Source organism: Hydrogenophaga crassostreae (genome assembly GCF_001761385.1).
In the GTDB taxonomy this organism is placed as follows: Bacteria; Pseudomonadota; Gammaproteobacteria; order Burkholderiales; family Burkholderiaceae_C; genus Hydrogenophaga; species Hydrogenophaga crassostreae.
Genome location: NZ_CP017476.1, coordinates 3568482 through 3584260, shown reverse-complemented (window position 1 = coordinate 3584260; position 15779 = coordinate 3568482). Strand labels below are relative to the sequence as shown.

The 15779-nt window shown below is 63.1% G+C and carries 14 protein-coding genes; 2 read left to right on the top strand and 12 right to left on the bottom strand.

Annotated features, from left to right (window positions below; translation table 11 throughout):
* On the bottom strand, positions 1-2052 hold the full coding sequence (locus LPB072_RS16470; RefSeq protein ID WP_066087489.1) for a TonB-dependent receptor plug domain-containing protein: 2052 nt from the start codon (positions 2050-2052) through the stop codon (positions 1-3).
* 481 nt (positions 2053-2533) lie between these two features.
* Here LPB072_RS16470 and LPB072_RS16460 point away from each other — a divergent pair, with 481 nt between their 5' ends.
* Positions 2534-3286 (top strand): SDR family NAD(P)-dependent oxidoreductase, encoded by a 753-nt coding sequence (locus tag LPB072_RS16460; RefSeq protein ID WP_066087495.1) that lies wholly within the window; start codon positions 2534-2536, stop codon positions 3284-3286.
* A gap of 15 nt (positions 3287-3301) precedes the next feature.
* On the opposite strand, the gene LPB072_RS16455 is transcribed toward LPB072_RS16460, so the two are convergent.
* The gene (locus tag LPB072_RS16455) at positions 3302-4798 is read right to left on the bottom strand and encodes an 8-oxoguanine deaminase (RefSeq protein ID WP_231943275.1); all 1497 of its coding nucleotides are present in this window, start codon (positions 4796-4798) and stop codon (positions 3302-3304) included.
* A gap of 112 nt (positions 4799-4910) precedes the next feature.
* Here LPB072_RS16455 and LPB072_RS16450 point away from each other — a divergent pair, with 112 nt between their 5' ends.
* On the top strand, positions 4911-6242 hold the full coding sequence (locus LPB072_RS16450) for a glycerate kinase type-2 family protein (protein WP_066087617.1): 1332 nt from the start codon (positions 4911-4913) through the stop codon (positions 6240-6242).
* A 61-nt stretch (positions 6243-6303) separates the two neighbouring features.
* Here LPB072_RS16450 and LPB072_RS16445 read toward each other — a convergent pair whose 3' ends face one another.
* From LPB072_RS16445 to LPB072_RS16400, 10 genes are read right to left on the bottom strand one after another with little or no spacing between them, the layout of a single operon-like run.
* Positions 6304-6972, bottom strand: a complete 669-nt coding sequence (locus LPB072_RS16445) for a class II aldolase/adducin family protein (RefSeq protein ID WP_066087498.1) — start codon at positions 6970-6972, stop codon at positions 6304-6306.
* Positions 6969-8219 carry a 3-oxo-tetronate kinase gene (gene otnK, locus LPB072_RS16440; protein ID WP_066087620.1) on the bottom strand — a complete coding sequence of 417 codons (1251 nt, stop codon included), beginning with the start codon at positions 8217-8219 and terminating at the stop codon, positions 6969-6971. Before otnK ends, LPB072_RS16445 begins: the two co-directional genes overlap by 4 nt.
* Positions 8216-8506, bottom strand: coding sequence for a putative quinol monooxygenase (locus LPB072_RS16435; protein ID WP_066087501.1), 291 nt, complete (start codon positions 8504-8506; stop codon positions 8216-8218). The genes otnK and LPB072_RS16435 overlap by 4 nt, the downstream gene beginning before the upstream one ends.
* Positions 8507-8551: 45 nt before the next feature.
* Complete coding sequence (locus LPB072_RS16430; RefSeq protein WP_066087504.1) at positions 8552-9847, bottom strand: TRAP transporter large permease; 1296 nt, start codon at positions 9845-9847, stop codon at positions 8552-8554.
* A gap of 4 nt (positions 9848-9851) precedes the next feature.
* Complete coding sequence (locus LPB072_RS16425; protein WP_066087507.1) at positions 9852-10379, bottom strand: TRAP transporter small permease; 528 nt, start codon at positions 10377-10379, stop codon at positions 9852-9854.
* A 6-nt stretch (positions 10380-10385) separates the two neighbouring features.
* The gene (locus LPB072_RS16420; protein WP_066087509.1) at positions 10386-11378 is read right to left on the bottom strand and encodes a TRAP transporter substrate-binding protein; all 993 of its coding nucleotides are present in this window, start codon (positions 11376-11378) and stop codon (positions 10386-10388) included.
* 10 nt (positions 11379-11388) lie between these two features.
* Positions 11389-12435: a Gfo/Idh/MocA family protein gene (locus LPB072_RS16415; protein WP_066087512.1), complete on the bottom strand. Its 1047-nt coding sequence runs from the start codon at positions 12433-12435 to the stop codon at positions 11389-11391.
* Complete coding sequence (locus tag LPB072_RS16410; RefSeq protein ID WP_066087514.1) at positions 12432-13505, bottom strand: isocitrate/isopropylmalate dehydrogenase family protein; 1074 nt, start codon at positions 13503-13505, stop codon at positions 12432-12434. The genes LPB072_RS16415 and LPB072_RS16410 overlap by 4 nt, the downstream gene beginning before the upstream one ends.
* An 11-nt stretch (positions 13506-13516) precedes the next feature.
* On the bottom strand, positions 13517-14191 hold the full coding sequence (locus LPB072_RS16405) for a GntR family transcriptional regulator (RefSeq protein ID WP_066087517.1): 675 nt from the start codon (positions 14189-14191) through the stop codon (positions 13517-13519).
* Complete coding sequence (locus tag LPB072_RS16400) at positions 14188-15183, bottom strand: SMP-30/gluconolactonase/LRE family protein (protein ID WP_066087519.1); 996 nt, start codon at positions 15181-15183, stop codon at positions 14188-14190. Before LPB072_RS16400 ends, LPB072_RS16405 begins: the two co-directional genes overlap by 4 nt.
* Between the last annotated feature and the right edge of the window lie 596 nt (positions 15184-15779).

Sequence of the window (15779 nt, the reverse complement as noted above, 5' to 3'; positions counted from 1 at the left end):
TCAGTACTTCCAGCGAATCTGGGCCAGCACACTCCGTGGAATCTGGGTGGCGAGGATGTCTTGTGCTTCGTATTCCTGATTGCTTTGTTTTAACAGGTTGCGACCCGTCAAGCTGAGCTCCAGGTCAGGCGTGGGGCGCCAGCCCAGTCGCAAATCCAGCTTGGTGCTGCTTTCGATACGGGTCAGGGGGGTGTTGTCCTTGTAGTAAAGGCTGTCGGTGAAATACAGGTTGGCGTCCAGTTCCAGGTTGTAGGCCAAGTTGTGCAGCGAATGCAGTTGCACCATGTTCTGAGGTGAAGCGCCCTCGGAGCCAAAGCCGACAATACCGCTGCTGCCCGGACGGGCGCGCAAATCCATCTTGAGCCAGCTGTAACTGCCATGCAGCCGCCAGGTCGGTGTGACCTGCCAGTTGCCGGCGAACTCGGCTCCATAGGTCTTGCCATACATCAGGTTGGAGAAGTTGCTGGGGAGCACGGCGTATTGTCCGAACTCGGGCCGGCCGAACTCACGCGAAACAATGTTGTCGTAGGTGTTGTAAAACGCGGTGGCATCGAGGTTGACGTTGGGGCCAAATTGCCCGCGGTAGCCAATCTCTCTGGACAGCATCGTTTCTGATTCGATACCCGGGTTGCCCCGCACATTGATCAGCAGCGGACCCATGGGGGTTTGTTGTGTCCCCACGTTGGCGTGCGCTGAGGTGGTGGCCACCGTGGGGGTTTGCACGGCGCGCGAAACGGCGGCCCAGACGTTGTCGGTTGGCGTGGCCCGCCATTGCAGGCGGATACTGGGTTGCACCTCGATACCGGTGTTGTCGTTGTGCTCCAGCTTGGTGCCCAGGGTCAGGAGCACGTCACTTTTGAGTTTGATTTCGTCCTGAACAAAGCCGCTGTAAAGCATGCTGGTGTTCTGCTCGGGGCTCAAGGAAATCGTAAAACCTCCCTTGAGTGATTCGTCAATTCTTCGTACACCCATGCCCCAGGTGAGGTCTTGTTCAGCGGTGAGTTTCAGGCGCTGTTGCCACTCCAGGTCGAGCGTGTTGATCTGTTGTTTGTCGATCGTGTCGCTGAGGGTGGCATGGTCCACATAGGCTTGCAGCTGCCAGCTTTCTTCGTTGCCTTTCTCGCGTTTCCAGCGCAGCAACAGGTTGCCGCCCAGGAGTTTGGCGGTGTCGGGCACCATGGCGGCTTCCAGTGTTTGCTCGGACACCTTCAGGACGCGTTGATCGGCCTGGCTGTCGTAGACATCGCCTTGCACCGTGATGGTGTCCTGGCCGGAAGGCGCGAACTCGGCCTGGAATCCAGCCCGTTTTTGCGCCCATTCATCGTGTGCGGTAGCGCCGTTGGCGTATTCCGTCGGTTCGTGGCTGTCGAGCTTGGCGTAGGCGCGGAATTGGCCGTCTTCGCCCAGGTTGCCGCCGTGCCGTATCGCCACACCCTTTTCGAGGCTGCCGGCTTTGGTCTCCAGGTAGGTGCCCTGGGTGTCTTTGGCATGGCGCGTGATGATGTTGATCACGCCGTTGACCGCGTTCGCGCCCCACAGCGTGCCGCCCGAGCCCCGGATGACTTCAATGCGCTCAACGTCTTCCAGCAAAACGTCTTGTGCTTCCCAGTAGGTACCGCTGAACAGCGGGTTGTAGAGGCTGCGGCCATCTTGCAACACCAGCAGCTTGCCGCTGTACCGGTTGCTGAAGCCCCGAATGCTCACGGCATAGCGGCTTGCGTCGATGCGCGAGACCTGCACGCCCGGCACGGTCCGCAACAACTCCGGCAGGCTGGTGGCGCCCGAGCGGCGGATTTCTTCACGGCCGATGGCGTAGATGGCGGTGGATGCATCGGCCAGTCGCTGGGGCCGCTTGGCCGCCGAGCTGACCTCAATCGTCATCAGCTCTTCCAGCGACAACCAGGTGGGGTCTTGCTGGGAAGCGGCCCAGACGTTGCCAGCCAGCGCCAGTGAGACCATGACAGCCAGGGGCACGCGCTTGAGATTCAGCGAACTCGACCAGCCGGCTCCTGTGGGCTGGAGGGCGAAAGGGGTTCGGCAGGAGTTGGTCATGGACTTCTTCAGCAGGCGGTTGGGGCGCAGTCGGTGTAACAGAGCGGAACGGTAGTTTGGCTAGGCTTCTCTTTTATCGGCTTCATTCTTGCAAACCTGAGTGCAACTTAAGGCCTTCTATTTGTGGGTAATTTCACGGTAATTCGGCCTTTAGTCGCCCGCCCATGCCAATCCGCCCAACGTTTTCTGGTTCGGCCACCCTGGGTGGTGCTCACCTGCACCACACGCCAACGTCGGGGTGTTGTTACAAATGCGCCTTCAAAAGGACCAGATCCGGGGCTGCGACGCCTTCTCCGGTGTGCGATGCCTGAAGCCCGTTTTCTCGCCAGGCCAGCGGCATGCATTGACATGCATCAGCCCTCAGCGCAACAAATGGGTTGATCATGAAAAACAGGGACTTTGGGTGCGCTGAAGCAAGTCGAAGTCGGGTCCCCATGGGTGCGCTCATGCGGTTGTATTTTTCAATATACATGGAGTTGTCATGCGACTGAAAGACAAAAATGTGCTCATCACCGGCGGTGCCAGCGGCATTGGGTTGGCCACGGCAGAGCGTTGCCTGGAAGAAGGCGCCAACGTGGCCTTGGCCGATCTGGCTGGATCGCAGGGGGCGGCGCGCGCGACCGAACTGGATGCCAGGTACCCGGGGCGTTGCCTGTTTGTGGCGGTGGATGTGACTTCGACGAAACAGGTCGATCAGATGATCGCCACCACGGTCAAGGAACTGGGTTCCCTCGATGGTGTGTTCAACAACGCGGGCATTGGCGGCCTGAGCCCCGCCGACACCTATCCGGACGAAGAGTTTCTGCATATTGTCGATATCAACCTGATGGGTGTGTTTCGCGTGGCGCGGGCTTCGCTGCACCAGATGTACAGCCAGGGCAGCGGCAGCCTGGTGAACTGCGCGTCTATCCTGGGCGTGTTCGGTCAAAGCATGACGGCGGCCTATTCGGCGGCCAAGGGTGGCGTGGTCAACCTCACACGCACGTTGGCCCTGGAGTCGGCCAGCAAGGGTGTTCGCGTCAACGCAGTCGCGCCGGGTTACATCGACACGCCATTGCTCTCGCTGCTCGACGATGCAACCCGTCAGGCCTTGATTCAGATGCACCCCATCGGACGGCTCGGGCGATCGGAAGAGGTGGCCAACGCGGCTTTGTTTTTGCTCTGCGATGAATCGAGTTTCGTAACCGGTTCCAACCTCTTGGTGGATGGCGGTTTTACCGCTGGCAAGTCCTGACGCTTTGGGGATGCTTCAGGCGGCGTGAGCGGCGCTGGCCAGCGCTACGGCCAAGGCGTTGTGGCGCTCCAGCAGGGGCCCCAGATCGACCGTGGTGAGCTGGCCGCCACGCACCACAACGCGACCGTTCACCACGGTGTACGCGGCTGACGGGCTGGCGCAAAACAGCAGGCTGGCCACGGGGTCGTGCACCGCGCCGCCTGCAAAGCCCAGCGTACGCAAATCGAACAAGGCGAAGTCGGCGCACATGCCCGGGGCAAGGTGGCCAATATCCTGCCGCCCCAATACCTGTGCACCGCCGCGTGTGGCCATGTGCAGCGTGTCTCGGGCTGTCATCTCGGCGGGGCCCAGGTCGCAGCCAAAGAAGGTTTTGCCATCACGTGTTTCTGGCGCCTGAAGAGCCCGCCCCACGCGGGCCAGCAACAGGGCCTGGCGTGCTTCGTTGACCATGTGTGCCGCATCGTTGCTGGCGCTGCCGTCCACGCCCAAACCCACGGGCACGCCCGCATTCAACATGCGGCGAACCGGCGCAATGCCCGAGGCCAGGCGCATGTTGCTGCAAGGGCAGTGGGCCACGCCGGTGCGGCTGGCGGCAAAGAGGCTGATGCCTTCGTCGTCGAGCTTGACGCAGTGGGCATGCCACACGTCGTCGCCCAGCCAGCCCAGTTCCTGCGCGTACTGCGCGGGGGTCTGGTTGAACTTTTCCCGGCTGTAGGCGATGTCGTGGTCGTTTTCAGCGAGGTGGGTGTGCAACCTCACTCCCTGGCCTTTGAAGCTGCGCGCCAGTGCCGCACTCTGCTTCATCAGATCGGGGCTGACCGAAAACGGGGAGCAGGGCGCCAGCGCCACATTCAGCATGCTGCCATGAGTGGCGTCGTGCCAGGTTTCAATCAGGCGCTGGCTGTCTCTCAGAACCGCGTCTTCTTTTTCCACCACACTGTCGGGCGGCAATCCACCTGAGCTCTGGCCCACGCTCATGCTGCCTCGGGTCGCCATGAAGCGCATGCCGATGGTTTGCGCGGCCTCGATGCTGTCTTCAAGGCGCACGCCGTTGGGGTAGATGTAGAGGTGGTCGCTGCTGGTGGTGCAGCCGCTCAGGAGCAGCTCGGCCATAGCCACCTGGGTCGACACCTGCACCATCTCTGGCGTGAGCCCCGCCCAGATCGGGTAGAGGCCACGCAGCCATGAAAACAGCTCGGCATCCTGCACGCCAGGGATGGCCCGCGTGAGGGACTGGTACATGTGGTGGTGGGTATTCACCAGGCCGGGCGTCACGAGGTGGCCGCGTGCGTCAATCACTTCATGCGCCTCTTCCCGCAGGGCCGGTGGCAGCTCGGCGGCAGGCCCCAGCCAGGCGATGCGCCGGTCCTTGACAAACAGGCTGGCGCCTTTCAACGCCTGGCCTGAGGCCGGGTCGCGGTGGTTGAAGGTGGCGATGCAGTCGGCGTTGTCGATGAGCAGGGTGTTGGGCATGTAGCGATTTTGCTCGTTTTGAGCAAAAAAATTTGACATGATCAGCTCTGTGGTGTGTAGTTATTTCGGTTTCGAACGCCACAGCCGCCGAGCACCTCTGCTGGCGTGGCGATCGATCTCGCTACAAGCCGCCCATTTCAGGTTCGTCACCATGTCATTTCCTATCCCTGCGCTTGATGATCCCCGCGCATTGCTGTGTCTGCTGTTTGACGCAGCGGTGCAGCGCGCATTGCCGCTTCACAACACAGAAGCCCACCTGCCTTCGCCGCCCAAAGGGCGCACCCTGGTGCTCGGCGCAGGCAAGGCTGGCGGGGCCATGGCTCAGGCGGTCGAGGCTTTCTGGCCAGCCGAGGCCCCCCTTTCTGGCCTGGTCGTTACGCGTTACCACCACACGCCGCCGCGCCCGGCGGGCCTGCCTCAACGCATCGAGGTGGTCGAGGCCGCGCACCCGGTGCCCGACGCCGCAGGTTTACAAGCCGCGCAGCGGGTCCTGCAACTCGCGCAGGGGCTGACCGCAGACGATCTCGTGCTTTGCCTGATCTCGGGCGGAGGATCGTCATTGCTCACCATGCCCTGTGAAGGCCTGGCGCTGGAAGACAAGCAGCGCATCAACCGCCAGTTGCTGGAAAGTGGCGCCAGCATCCTGGAGATAAACACGGTGCGCAAGCACCTCTCGGCCATCAAGGGCGGTCGGCTGGCCGCAGCTTGCGCGCCAGCCCGCGTGGTCACGCTGACCATCAGCGATGTGCCGGGCGACGATGTGAGTGTGATCGCCAGTGGCCCCACTGTGGGCGATGCGTCCACCTGCGCCGAGGCGCTGGAGGTCCTGCAGCGTTATGGCATCGAGGTGCCGTCGGTGGTTCAGATGAAGCTGGAAAGCGGTGTCCTGGAAACGCCCAAGCCAGGGGAGTCCTGTTTCAGAGGCCATCAAACCCGCCTGATCGCGACGCCGCAGCAAAGCCTGGATGCCGCTGCCCAGTTGGCGCGTGCGATGGGTTTGTATGCCTACGTGCTGAGTGACCAGATCGAAGGCGAGTCGCGCGATGTGGGCAAGGTACACGGGGCCATGGCCCGTTCGACTGCCTTGGGTCGCAGCAGTTTTCAAACGCCTTGCGTGATCCTGAGTGGCGGCGAAACCACGGTCACCGTGCGCCCCGGAGCCGAAGGTCGGTCCAGAGGGCGCGGGGGACGGGCCGGGGAATTTTGCATGGGCCTGGCGCAGGCCCTGAGCGGGCAAGCCAGCGTTTGGGCGCTGGCGGCCGACACCGATGGGGTCGACGGCGTGGAAGACAATGCGGGCGCCGTGGTGCTGCCCGATACCCTTGCCCGTGCCGGTGCGCTGGGCCTGAAGGTCAGTGACTACCTGGCTCGCAACGACGCTTACAGCTTTTTCGATTCACTGGGTGACCTGGTGCTCACAGGTCCCACCCACACCAATGTGAACGATTTCCGGGCCTTGCTGGTGACCCATGCCTCTCCATAAGTGATCTGGTTTGCGGCGAGGGAACGCGCCAACTTGAAAGCTGGTTTGACTGGAAGGGCTCTCAGTCTTTGGCGCTCATGCGGTTCCACTCCACTCCAAAGCGGTCGCAGAGCGCCCTGACTTGTTCGGTCGTCAGTGGGGCAGTGCTGCCTGCGCTCATGAGCCACAGGCGCGCGGTTTCTTCGAACTCTTCCAGCACGTTGCTGGCGCCCTGAGGCGTGGCGCTCCACACCATGGGCCCGAGGCGTTCGATCAACACACCGCGAATGCCGGTCTGGGTCTGCATCTTCTGCTGGATGAGTCTGGCCACGGCGGGTGCGCCCGGCAGGTGGTAGGGGATCAACGGGATCTCGCCAACCTTCATCACCATGTAGGGCGTGAGCGGGGGCAGCACGCAGTCGGGATGCCAGACACCGCGCAGCGTCAGTGCCACCAGATGGGTGCTGTGTGTGTGCAGCACACAGCGTGCCGCCTCGTTGGATTCGTAAATGGCACGGTGCAGTTGCAGCGTTTTGCTTGCCGGCAGTCCGCTGGATTGCTGGCCATGGGCGCCGACGTGGGCCAGCCCGGCTGGGTCGAGCTGGCCCAGGCAGGCGTCGGTGGGTGTGATGAGAAAACCATCGTCCAGGCGGGCGCTGATGTTGCCCGCGCTGGAATGCACATAACCCCGCGCGTGCAGGCTGCGCCCGGTTTCGCAAATGGCTTCTCGCAGCCGCGTTTCGTCGCTCATGGGATGTCGAATGCCTTGTGGAAAAAATCGGTGGAGCCGAAGTTGCCCGATTTGAGCGCGATTTTCAGGCCAGCAGGTTCGGCATGGCACCACGGCACGCCGGGGTCGATTTGTGGGCCGATGCGCAGCGTCTCTGTTCCCAGCGCCTTGACGCAGGCGCCAGACGTTTCACCACCCGCGACAACCAGGCGGCGCACACCCAGCCCGACCAGCCCGACCGCGATCTGGCTGAGAGCCTGCTCCACCCGTTCGCCCGCAGCCATTTCACCCATGGCCTGTTGAACGGTTCGAACCGTCTCGGGAGAGGCGGTGGCGTAAACCAGGACCGGTTGGTGGCCGAGGCGCGGGGCGGCCCAGGTCAGGGCTTCCTCAACCAGTGAATGCCCATCGCCCAGGCGCAAGGCATCGATCGGAAAAGCCTCGCCGCCCGCAGCGATGAACGCGGCCACCTGGGCGTTGGTCATCGCCGAGCAACTGCCCGACACGATGGCGGCAGCGCCATGCACTTCGGGCAGGCTCTGCGCATGGGCATGGACTTCGCAGCCCAGTGCGGCAGGCAATGACAGGGCAAGGCCCGATCCGGCCACCATGAGGGGCCAGTTCTGGGCGGCGATGGTCGACGCGAGTACCGCCAGCGAAGCCTGGTCTACCGTGTCCACGATGCCCATGGTCTGCCCTTGGGTTACCAGATGGGCTGCACGCTGCTGGAGCGCTGCCGGGCCCCGGCTGACGTCGTGGTGGGCGATCAGCCCCGCCTGGCGGTTTTGAAGCTGGTCTTGCAACACCGTGACCAGATTCGATTCGGTCATGGGCGTCAGGGGGTGGTGGCGCATGGAGCTGTCGCTCAGCAATTGCTGGCCGACAAACAGGTGGCCCTGAAACACGGTGCGGCCATTGGCCGGGAAAGCCGGGGTGACCGGTACAAAAGGGGCCTCGAGAAAATCGGCCAGCGCCTCGGCCACCGGGCCGATGTTGCCCTGCGGAGTGGAGTCGAAGGTCGAACACACCTTGAAGTAGATGCGCTGCGCGCCGTGCTCTTTCAGCCAGCGCGCGGCCTGAAGAGAGGCTTCTACCGCTTCCCCCACCGGCGCGGTGCGCGATTTGAGCGCGATCACCACGGCGTCGGCATCGGGCACGGCTTTGGCCGGAATGCCTATGGTTTGCACCACGCGCATGCCAGCCAGCACCAGGTTGCTGGCCAGGTCGGTGGCGCCGGTGAAATCGTCGGCGATGCAACCCAGGATCATGGCGCGATCCGTTCCCGGCGCCACACGGTCTTGGCGCTGACCCAATCCTCTGTCGCGGCATTCATCTGCAGGAAATGCGGCGATTGCAGATGCGCTTGAACCGCGGCTTCGTCGTCGTACAGCTCGTACAGAAAGAACACAGAGGGGTCGCTCGGGTCGCGGCACACATCAAACTGCCTGCAGCCGGGTTCGCCTTCACGCGATGCGCGGGCGTTCTCGACAATCGCTTTCGCGAAGGCATCGATGTGGGGTGCATAGATTCGGAATTCAACAACCAAGGCTTGCATTGTGGGCATTCATGTCAAAAATGGAGGGCTGCGTGCCCCCTCGGGTCAGTTGGACAGCGACAGGATGAAACGCGGCAACCAGGTGGACAACGCGGGGATGTAGGTGATCAGCAGAACCACGGACACGGTCGCAGCCATCAGCGGCCACAGGTGCCGGGTGATTTCCCCGATGCCGGCTTTGGCCAGTTTGGCTGCCACGAACAGCGTGCCCCCCACCGGCGGTGTGTACAGCGCAATGGCGAGGTTGGCGGTCATCACCACGCCGATGTGCACCATGTCCATTTCAAAGTGCTTGGCCAGGGGCAGGAACAGCGGTGCCGATAACAGCATGGCAGGCAGCGGCTCGATGAAGATGCCGAGCAGCAGCAGGCAGATGTTGAACAGCATCAGGAACATCCAGGGTTCGGTGGCCACCACCTGAATCCACGCGGCCATTTGCACCGCCACCTGTTCCACCGTGATGAGCCAGGCCATGGCGCCGGTGGCGCCGATCACGAGCATGACGGTGGCACTGGTGATGAACGCATTGAGCAGCAGCTGGGGGATGCGGCGCCAGGACAGGTCTTTGTAATAGAACAGCGACACGATCAGACCGTAGAACACCGCGATGGCAGCGGATTCGCTCGGGGTGAACACACCGGTCCAGATGCCGCCGATGATGATGATGGGCATCAGCAGCGCGGGGCCGGCGTCGCGGGTGGCGGTCCAGATTTCCTTCGGCGTTGAGCGGTCTTCACCGGTGTCACAACCCGATTTTTTGCCGTGCCACATGCACACCACAATCAGTGCAATGGCCGAGGCAATGGCGGGCAACAGGCCGGCCATCGAAAGGGTTCGCATGGACACGCCCGAGATGAAGGCGTAGATCAGGAAGGGAATCGACAGCGGCATCAGCAGGGCGATCGTGCCCGCCACGGCCAGCAGGGCCGCCGCAAAGCCGCGTGAATACCCCCGCGCAATCATGGAGGGGATCACCAGCGAACCGATGGCGGCCGTGTCGGCAATGGCCGAACCCGAGACACCGCCGAACATGGTGCAACTGATCACCGTGACCACGCCGAGACCGCCAGGCAACCAGCCGAACAGCACACGGGCGAATTCGACGATGCGTTTGCCCACGCCGCCTTGAGCCAGCAATTCGCCGGCGAAGACAAACAGCGGCACCGCCAGCAAGATGAAGGGCTCCACGCCGGCAATGAAGGACAGGAAAATGGTCTCCATCGGGTGACCGAGGTTCTGGGCCCAGATGATGCCCACGGTGGTCACGAGGATGGAGAAGAGCAGGGGAACCCCTGCCAGCGCGATCAGGAAGAAGACGCCAAAGAGTGTGAGAGCCAGCATGGGGTTACTCCGAAGCGGGGTAGCGTTGGTCGCGGGGCACGCCCGCCAGGATTTGCCAGAGGTCCCAGCACATGAAGACCAGCATCAGGCTGCTGCCCACGGCCATGCCCATGTACTGGATGGCCACGGGCCATCCGAGCACGGTGAGCTGGTTGCCCCAGTTGGCTTCGACCAGGTTCCAGCCGTAATAGGTGAGCACCACCAGCATGCCCAGGCAAATGCCTTGCACCACCGCATCGGCCCACCGGCGTTGCGCCGGATTGAGCTTGTCGATGAACTCGGTGATGCTCATGTGAGAGCCCCTCTGCACGGCACACGCGCCCCCCAGGAAAGTGACCCAGACCAGCAGCAGTTCACCGAACTCCGTGACCCAGGCCAGATCCTTGTTGATGATGTGCAGGCTGACGTTGAAAAACACCATCGTGGCCATCGTTGCGCCGATGACGATCACCGTCCAGTCGACCAGGCGGCCGAGCAGGCGAAGAGGCAAAGGTGCTGGGGCCTGTGGGCCGAGCAGGGGGGCGTGTGTCATGGCGGTTTACTTGGTGCTGGCGCGCACCATTTCGGCGTCTTTGAGGAAGGCGTCAACATCGGCACCAAATTTTTCGCGTGCCTGGCCATACACCGGCTGCACCGCCTTGCGGAAGGCTTCCACATCGGGCTTGGCGTTGACTTTGGCGCCCTTCTTGGTCATTTCAGCCAGCTGTTTGGCGTCATTGCCCGAGATCAGCTCGCGGCTGAAGGTGGCGGCGATCTGCGCCGCTTCGGTCACGGCCTTGCGGTCGGCCTCCGAGAATTTCTGCCAGGTCTTTTCGCTGACCGCCAGGGGGATCGGGCTGTAGACGTGGTTGGTCAGGGTGACGTTGGGCGCCACCTCATAGAACTTGTTCGAGTAGATGGTGTCGACCGGGTTTTCCTGGCCTGACACTGCACCTTGCTGGATCGCGAGGTAGACCTCGGGCAGGGGCATGATCTGGATGTTGAAGCCCATGGCCTCCAGCGTCCAGCGCATCATTTCATTCGGGAAGGTGCGCAGCTTTTTGCCCTTGGCGTCGGCCGGGGAGTTCAGCGGCTCTTTGGTGGTCATGCTGCGGAATCCGGCTTCCCAGGTGGACAGGAAACGAAAGCCTTTTTCGGGCGCCTTGTCGAACTGGGCCTTGAGCCATTTGCTCTCGTCATACAGCTTCCAGCCTTGCTGGTAGTTGTCCACCAGGAAGGGCAACATGGTCAGGTTGAGGGTGGGAAGATGGGTCGCATAGGAGCCGGTGGCGGAGACCGTGAAATCGATGCCGCCGAGGGCGAGCTGCTCGATGTTCTTGGGGTCGTTGCCCAACTGGCTGCAGCAGAACGTGCGCACCACGTAACGGCCCTGGGTGAGCTCCTCCACCTTCTTGGCAAAGACCTCGGCGGCGGCCTGGCGCGCGCCGGATTGCTGGTCGGTGTGGCTGAACTTCAGCACGGTTTGAGCCTGGGCTGCAGTGATGGTCAGTGTTGCCGCGGCCGCCATCAATGTGTAGCGAATCGTTTTCATGTTGTCTCCTTCAGTTTGCGGGGTCTTGGGGTTGGAAGTCCGCCAGCAAGACCCTGCGTCCACTGGCGTGTGAGTGATAGATGGCTTCCTGGATGCGCAAGATCTCCAGGTAGTCCCGGGCGCTGTTTTCCAGCGGGGAGCCGCTGTTCAAATGGGCCAGTACATGGGCCTGCAATGCGGTGCACGCGCCGCCAAACGGCCCTTCGGTGGTGCCTTCGTAGGCGTGCCGGGTTTCGGCCCCTTGGTGGGGCTTCCACCAGAGCAGGGCGTTGCCGTCCAGCCGCATCACGCCGCGTTCCCCTTCGAGCCACATTTCGCCCATGGTGGTGCGCGGGTTGTCGGCGGGGTGGTCGTTGAGGCGGTTGCCGTCAAACAGGCCCTGGCGTTGTTCGGCGAATTCGAAGATCACCAGCGCAGCGTCTTCTCCCTTGATGTGGGGGTTGAGCTGGCGCAAGTGGGCTGTCACCGCCAGCACGTCGCCCATGAGGAAGCGGAAGGTGTCCACGTAGTGCACGCCGGTTTCCCGAACGAGCAAGCGCGGCATCTGCTGGAAATAGGGCTGGCGGTCGAGGTAGGCATTCGGGCCTTGGCCATCGCCGGTGCGCAGCCGAAACGTGATGCCATGCACGCGGCCAAAATGACCCGCGTCAATCAAACGCTTGCATTCCCGAAACCAGGGGCTGAAGCGGAAGTTTTCGTGGATCACGAAAGGCGTGTTCCTGTGCTCTGCTTCGGCCGTCAAGGCCTCTGCCTCGGCCAGATCAATGCCGAAGGGCTTCTGGCAAACGGTGGCAATGCCCTTGGCCAGTGCGGCGCGCACCACCGGGGCTTGTGCACTGGGCGGCAGCACGACATCGACCACGTCGGGGCTCAGTGCTTCGATCATGGCGGTGGCGTCGCTGAACACCTCGGCAATCCCAAACCGCTCGGCCATCGCCCGGGCTTTGTCGATGTCGGTGTCGCACAGTGCCACCACCGTGGCACCCGCCGCTTGCCAGCCCTGCAGATGGAATTGTGCAAAGTAGCCTGCGCCAACGACGGCGATGCGCCGGTTCACAGCCGCTCCAGCACCGCGCGGGTGATGTCGGCCGTGCCGCTGTTGCCGCCGAATTCCCGTGGCCGGACGGCCTGGCTGACGAAGGCGGATTGCACCGCGGTCTCGATGACGCGTGCGCCCACGGCGAGCGCGGCGTCCTGTTGCCGAATCGCCAGCCAGTCGAGCATCATGGCGGCCGACAGGATCATCGCGGTCGGGTTGGCGATGCCCTGGCCGGCAATGTCGGGGGCGGTGCCGTGGGCGGGTTGGAACAGGCCGTGGTGATCGCCGATGTCGCCCGATGGCGCCATGCCCATGCCACCGACGAGCGAGGCGATGAGGTCGGACAGAATGTCGCCGAACATGTTCTCGGTGACCAGCACGTCGTACTGCCAGGGCTTGAGCACCAGGTTGAGCGCCATGGCATCCACATAGGCGTTTTCGGTTTTGACGCCGGGGTGCAGCCTGGCGCGCTCCTCGAAGATCTGGCGCCAGAAGGCCATCGAAGCAAAGACGTTGGCTTTGTCCACGTTGGTGACCTTGCCGGGCTTGCCGAGTCTGGCCCGGTCTTCGGCGAGTTTCAATGCGAAATCGACGATGCGCGTGGTGCCTGCGCGGCTGATTTTTTGCGTGTCGAACACGGCATCGGCTTCTACAACGCCGCGACCGCGGGCATAGAAGAGACCTTCGGTGTTTTCGCGCACCAACACCAGGTCGATGGCCGTGGCGCGCGGGTCTGACAAGGGCACAGGCAAGCCCGGCCAGGTGCGCACCGGACGCACACCGGCATAGAGGTCGAGCGCGAAGCGGATGTCGAGTTGGGGAATGACCTCCGTGCCGTCGGCGCCGCGCACATGGGGCAAGCCCATGGCGCCAAACAGAATGGCATCGGCGGCGCGGCAGGCCGCCAGCGTGGATTCGGGCAGCGCCTCACCCGTGTCCACATAGTTTTGCGCGCCAGCGGGGTGGTGCTGTGTCACGAACTGCCGATCGATGCGCTGGCCAACCGCCTCAAGGATTTGCAAGGCGCTTTCCATGACTTCGGGACCGATGCCATCGCCGGGCAATACCGCAATAGAGAGTTGTTTCATGGTGCTTGGGGTTACATCTGGGCGAGCTTGAATTGCTCAAAAATCACCAGCAGCTCGCGGCTGGCGCGTTCGCGGTGTTCGCGGTTGACCTGGGCTGCGCCGGCGGCGTCGCCATCGCGCAGGCGGTCTACCAGTGCCGTGTGCTCCTGGGTCGAATTCACAGGCTTGGGCCGCAGGCGCAAACTGAACATGCGGGCGCGGTGGGCACGGTCCCAGTAGTTCCAGACCGTGGCGGCGAGCTGGCGGTTGCCTGAGAGCTCGATCAGTGCTGCGTGAAAGCGTTCGTCCGCGGCGGCCCAGGCATTGAGGTTGTCTTCCGCGAGGGCCTGATCCATGTCGGCCGTGGCCTGGATCAAAGGCTGCAGTTCGGCGTCGCTGGGTTTGCGGCGGGCGACTATTTCAGCGGCCATGCATTCCAGGGCGGTCAAAATTTCGTAAATCTCGCGCATGTCGGTGGGCGAAACCGGCAAGACGCGCACGCCATGGCGCGGCACCACCTCCACCAAACCATCGTTTTCCAGGCGCACCAGCGCCTCGCGAACCGGTGTGCGGCTCATGCCCAGCGCGAGCGCCACTTCTTGCTCCAGCGCACGGTGGCCTGGAGGCCACACGTTGTCGAGAATGCGGCGCCGGATCATCTCGTAGGCGGTGTCCACCATGGAGGCGGATGGGTTGGGTTGGGTCATGAAAAATTCCAGTGGAAAGGCGCCACGCCCGCAGCGGGCATGGTCAAGGTTTCAAGGCGGTTGCCGAGCAAACAGCCCAGGACGCCGGTGCGGCGGTCGGGGCCGGCAAAGGCGATGCTGGAGATGTTGCGCAGGCGTTGGCTGCGGATGCCGTCGAGATGAGGGCGCCCCATGGTGGCGCTTTGGAATGCCTCTTCCACCCACGCCAGGTGCTCGGGCTCGTTGTCTTCGAGGAAGCGTTGTTGAGCGCCATCGGGTGCCACGCGGATGAGCCGGTTGCTGACGATGCTCACGATCCAGGCGAAACCGTCTTCGTCAAACGCCAGGCCATCGGGGAAGGTGCCCGCGCCAAATTCGGTCACGGTTTCGCGCTCGCCCAGCGCGCCATTGGCCGCTACCGGAAAGCGCGACAGCCGTCGCCCGAAGGTTTCGTTCACGTACAGCCATTGCCCGCCAGGATGCAGGGCCACTTCGTTGGTGTAGCCCAGGCCATCGGCCACGATGGATGCGCTGCCGTCGGCTTGCACGCAAACGATGAAGCCATCGGCCACATCGCCCCGGTAAGCGGCGGCGCGGGGGGTCAGGCGGGTGCTGACCGTGATCCAGGTGCGGCCAGCGGCGTCTTGCACCACGTAGTTGCTCGGGGGCAGGTCCATGCCGTCCGCCTGCATCAACCAGGGCGCAATTTGACCCTCGCGGGTCAGGCGGTACACGCCGCCATCGTTGTCGCCCAGTTGCGCCATCAGAAAGCTGCCGTCGGCCAGGAGGGCGATGCCGTTGGGTCGCGCGGTGAGGCCGTCGGGCATGGTGCCGGTGAACAGGGTTTCGGTACCGTCGGGCGCGATCTGGCAAACACCGCCACGCCAGTCGGCTGTGTACAGCGCACCCGATCGGGTGGCCAGCACGCACTCGGGGCGGGTCAGCGCAACGCCCACGGCGGTGAGCTCGGTGCCGAGCCCGGATGGCTGGATGGATGTGATCTGTGGATTCATTAATGTATACGTTAACAAATGTTTTGATCGCGAGCATGGGTGATTTCCCTAGGATGCGTGGGCAATCGCCAATGGGGGATGCGCGCAGAGTGCTTGGGAAGGGTGTGCGCCTTCGATCCGGTTTGAATGCATCAAGCCGCGGATCCATGCAAGGGCGGGGAGGGGCGGTGTTCAACACCCCGTGCGGGCACGCACAAGCGCACCATGGGTCGCGTGTGGGCCGGGCGTCCGGCTCAAGGGACAGTCCAGGTGGTTCCAAACGGGCCGATGGGCGGGGCTGGAGTCCGGCCACAGCACTGCGTCAATACCGCCTAAGAGAGCCAATTTGACGGGGAACCGCCGCTTGACTGCCGGGTTCGCGTCAAACTCAATTACGGTAAGCGCAAAACGCTCGAAGACCCGGCCGCCAAGCACCTTCTGGCTGTGGTGTTGAAAGCCGAAATCTGGGCTGCTGCCGATCCAATGGCAGTGATTTCCATGGACAGTCAAAGACCGTTTCTGCGAACCATGGGCAGTGCACGGGACGTCGGAAGTTGTTTAGGCGGGCGGTGAAGTCCAGGAATAGAGACAGGATGCCTGCCCGACCAGGGGAGACG

Excerpts from the sequence above, each read along its gene's own strand:
- LPB072_RS16470 (WP_066087489.1), bottom strand. The coding sequence starts at position 2,052 with ATGACCAACTCCTGCCGAACCCCTTTCGCCCTCCAGCCCACAGGAGCC.
- LPB072_RS16460 (WP_066087495.1), top strand. The coding sequence starts at position 2,534 with ATGCGACTGAAAGACAAAAATGTGCTCATCACCGGCGGTGCCAGCGGC.
- LPB072_RS16455 (WP_231943275.1), bottom strand. The coding sequence starts at position 4,798 with ATGTCAAATTTTTTTGCTCAAAACGAGCAAAATCGCTACATGCCCAAC.
- LPB072_RS16450 (WP_066087617.1), top strand. The coding sequence starts at position 4,911 with ATGTCATTTCCTATCCCTGCGCTTGATGATCCCCGCGCATTGCTGTGT.
- LPB072_RS16445 (WP_066087498.1), bottom strand. The coding sequence starts at position 6,972 with ATGAGCGACGAAACGCGGCTGCGAGAAGCCATTTGCGAAACCGGGCGC.
- otnK (WP_066087620.1), bottom strand. The coding sequence starts at position 8,219 with ATGATCCTGGGTTGCATCGCCGACGATTTCACCGGCGCCACCGACCTG.
- LPB072_RS16435 (WP_066087501.1), bottom strand. The coding sequence starts at position 8,506 with ATGCAAGCCTTGGTTGTTGAATTCCGAATCTATGCACCCCACATCGAT.
- LPB072_RS16430 (WP_066087504.1), bottom strand. The coding sequence starts at position 9,847 with ATGCTGGCTCTCACACTCTTTGGCGTCTTCTTCCTGATCGCGCTGGCA.
- LPB072_RS16425 (WP_066087507.1), bottom strand. The coding sequence starts at position 10,379 with ATGACACACGCCCCCCTGCTCGGCCCACAGGCCCCAGCACCTTTGCCT.
- LPB072_RS16420 (WP_066087509.1), bottom strand. The coding sequence starts at position 11,378 with ATGAAAACGATTCGCTACACATTGATGGCGGCCGCGGCAACACTGACC.
- LPB072_RS16410 (WP_066087514.1), bottom strand. The coding sequence starts at position 13,505 with ATGAAACAACTCTCTATTGCGGTATTGCCCGGCGATGGCATCGGTCCC.
- LPB072_RS16405 (WP_066087517.1), bottom strand. The coding sequence starts at position 14,191 with ATGACCCAACCCAACCCATCCGCCTCCATGGTGGACACCGCCTACGAG.
- LPB072_RS16400 (WP_066087519.1), bottom strand. The coding sequence starts at position 15,183 with ATGAATCCACAGATCACATCCATCCAGCCATCCGGGCTCGGCACCGAG.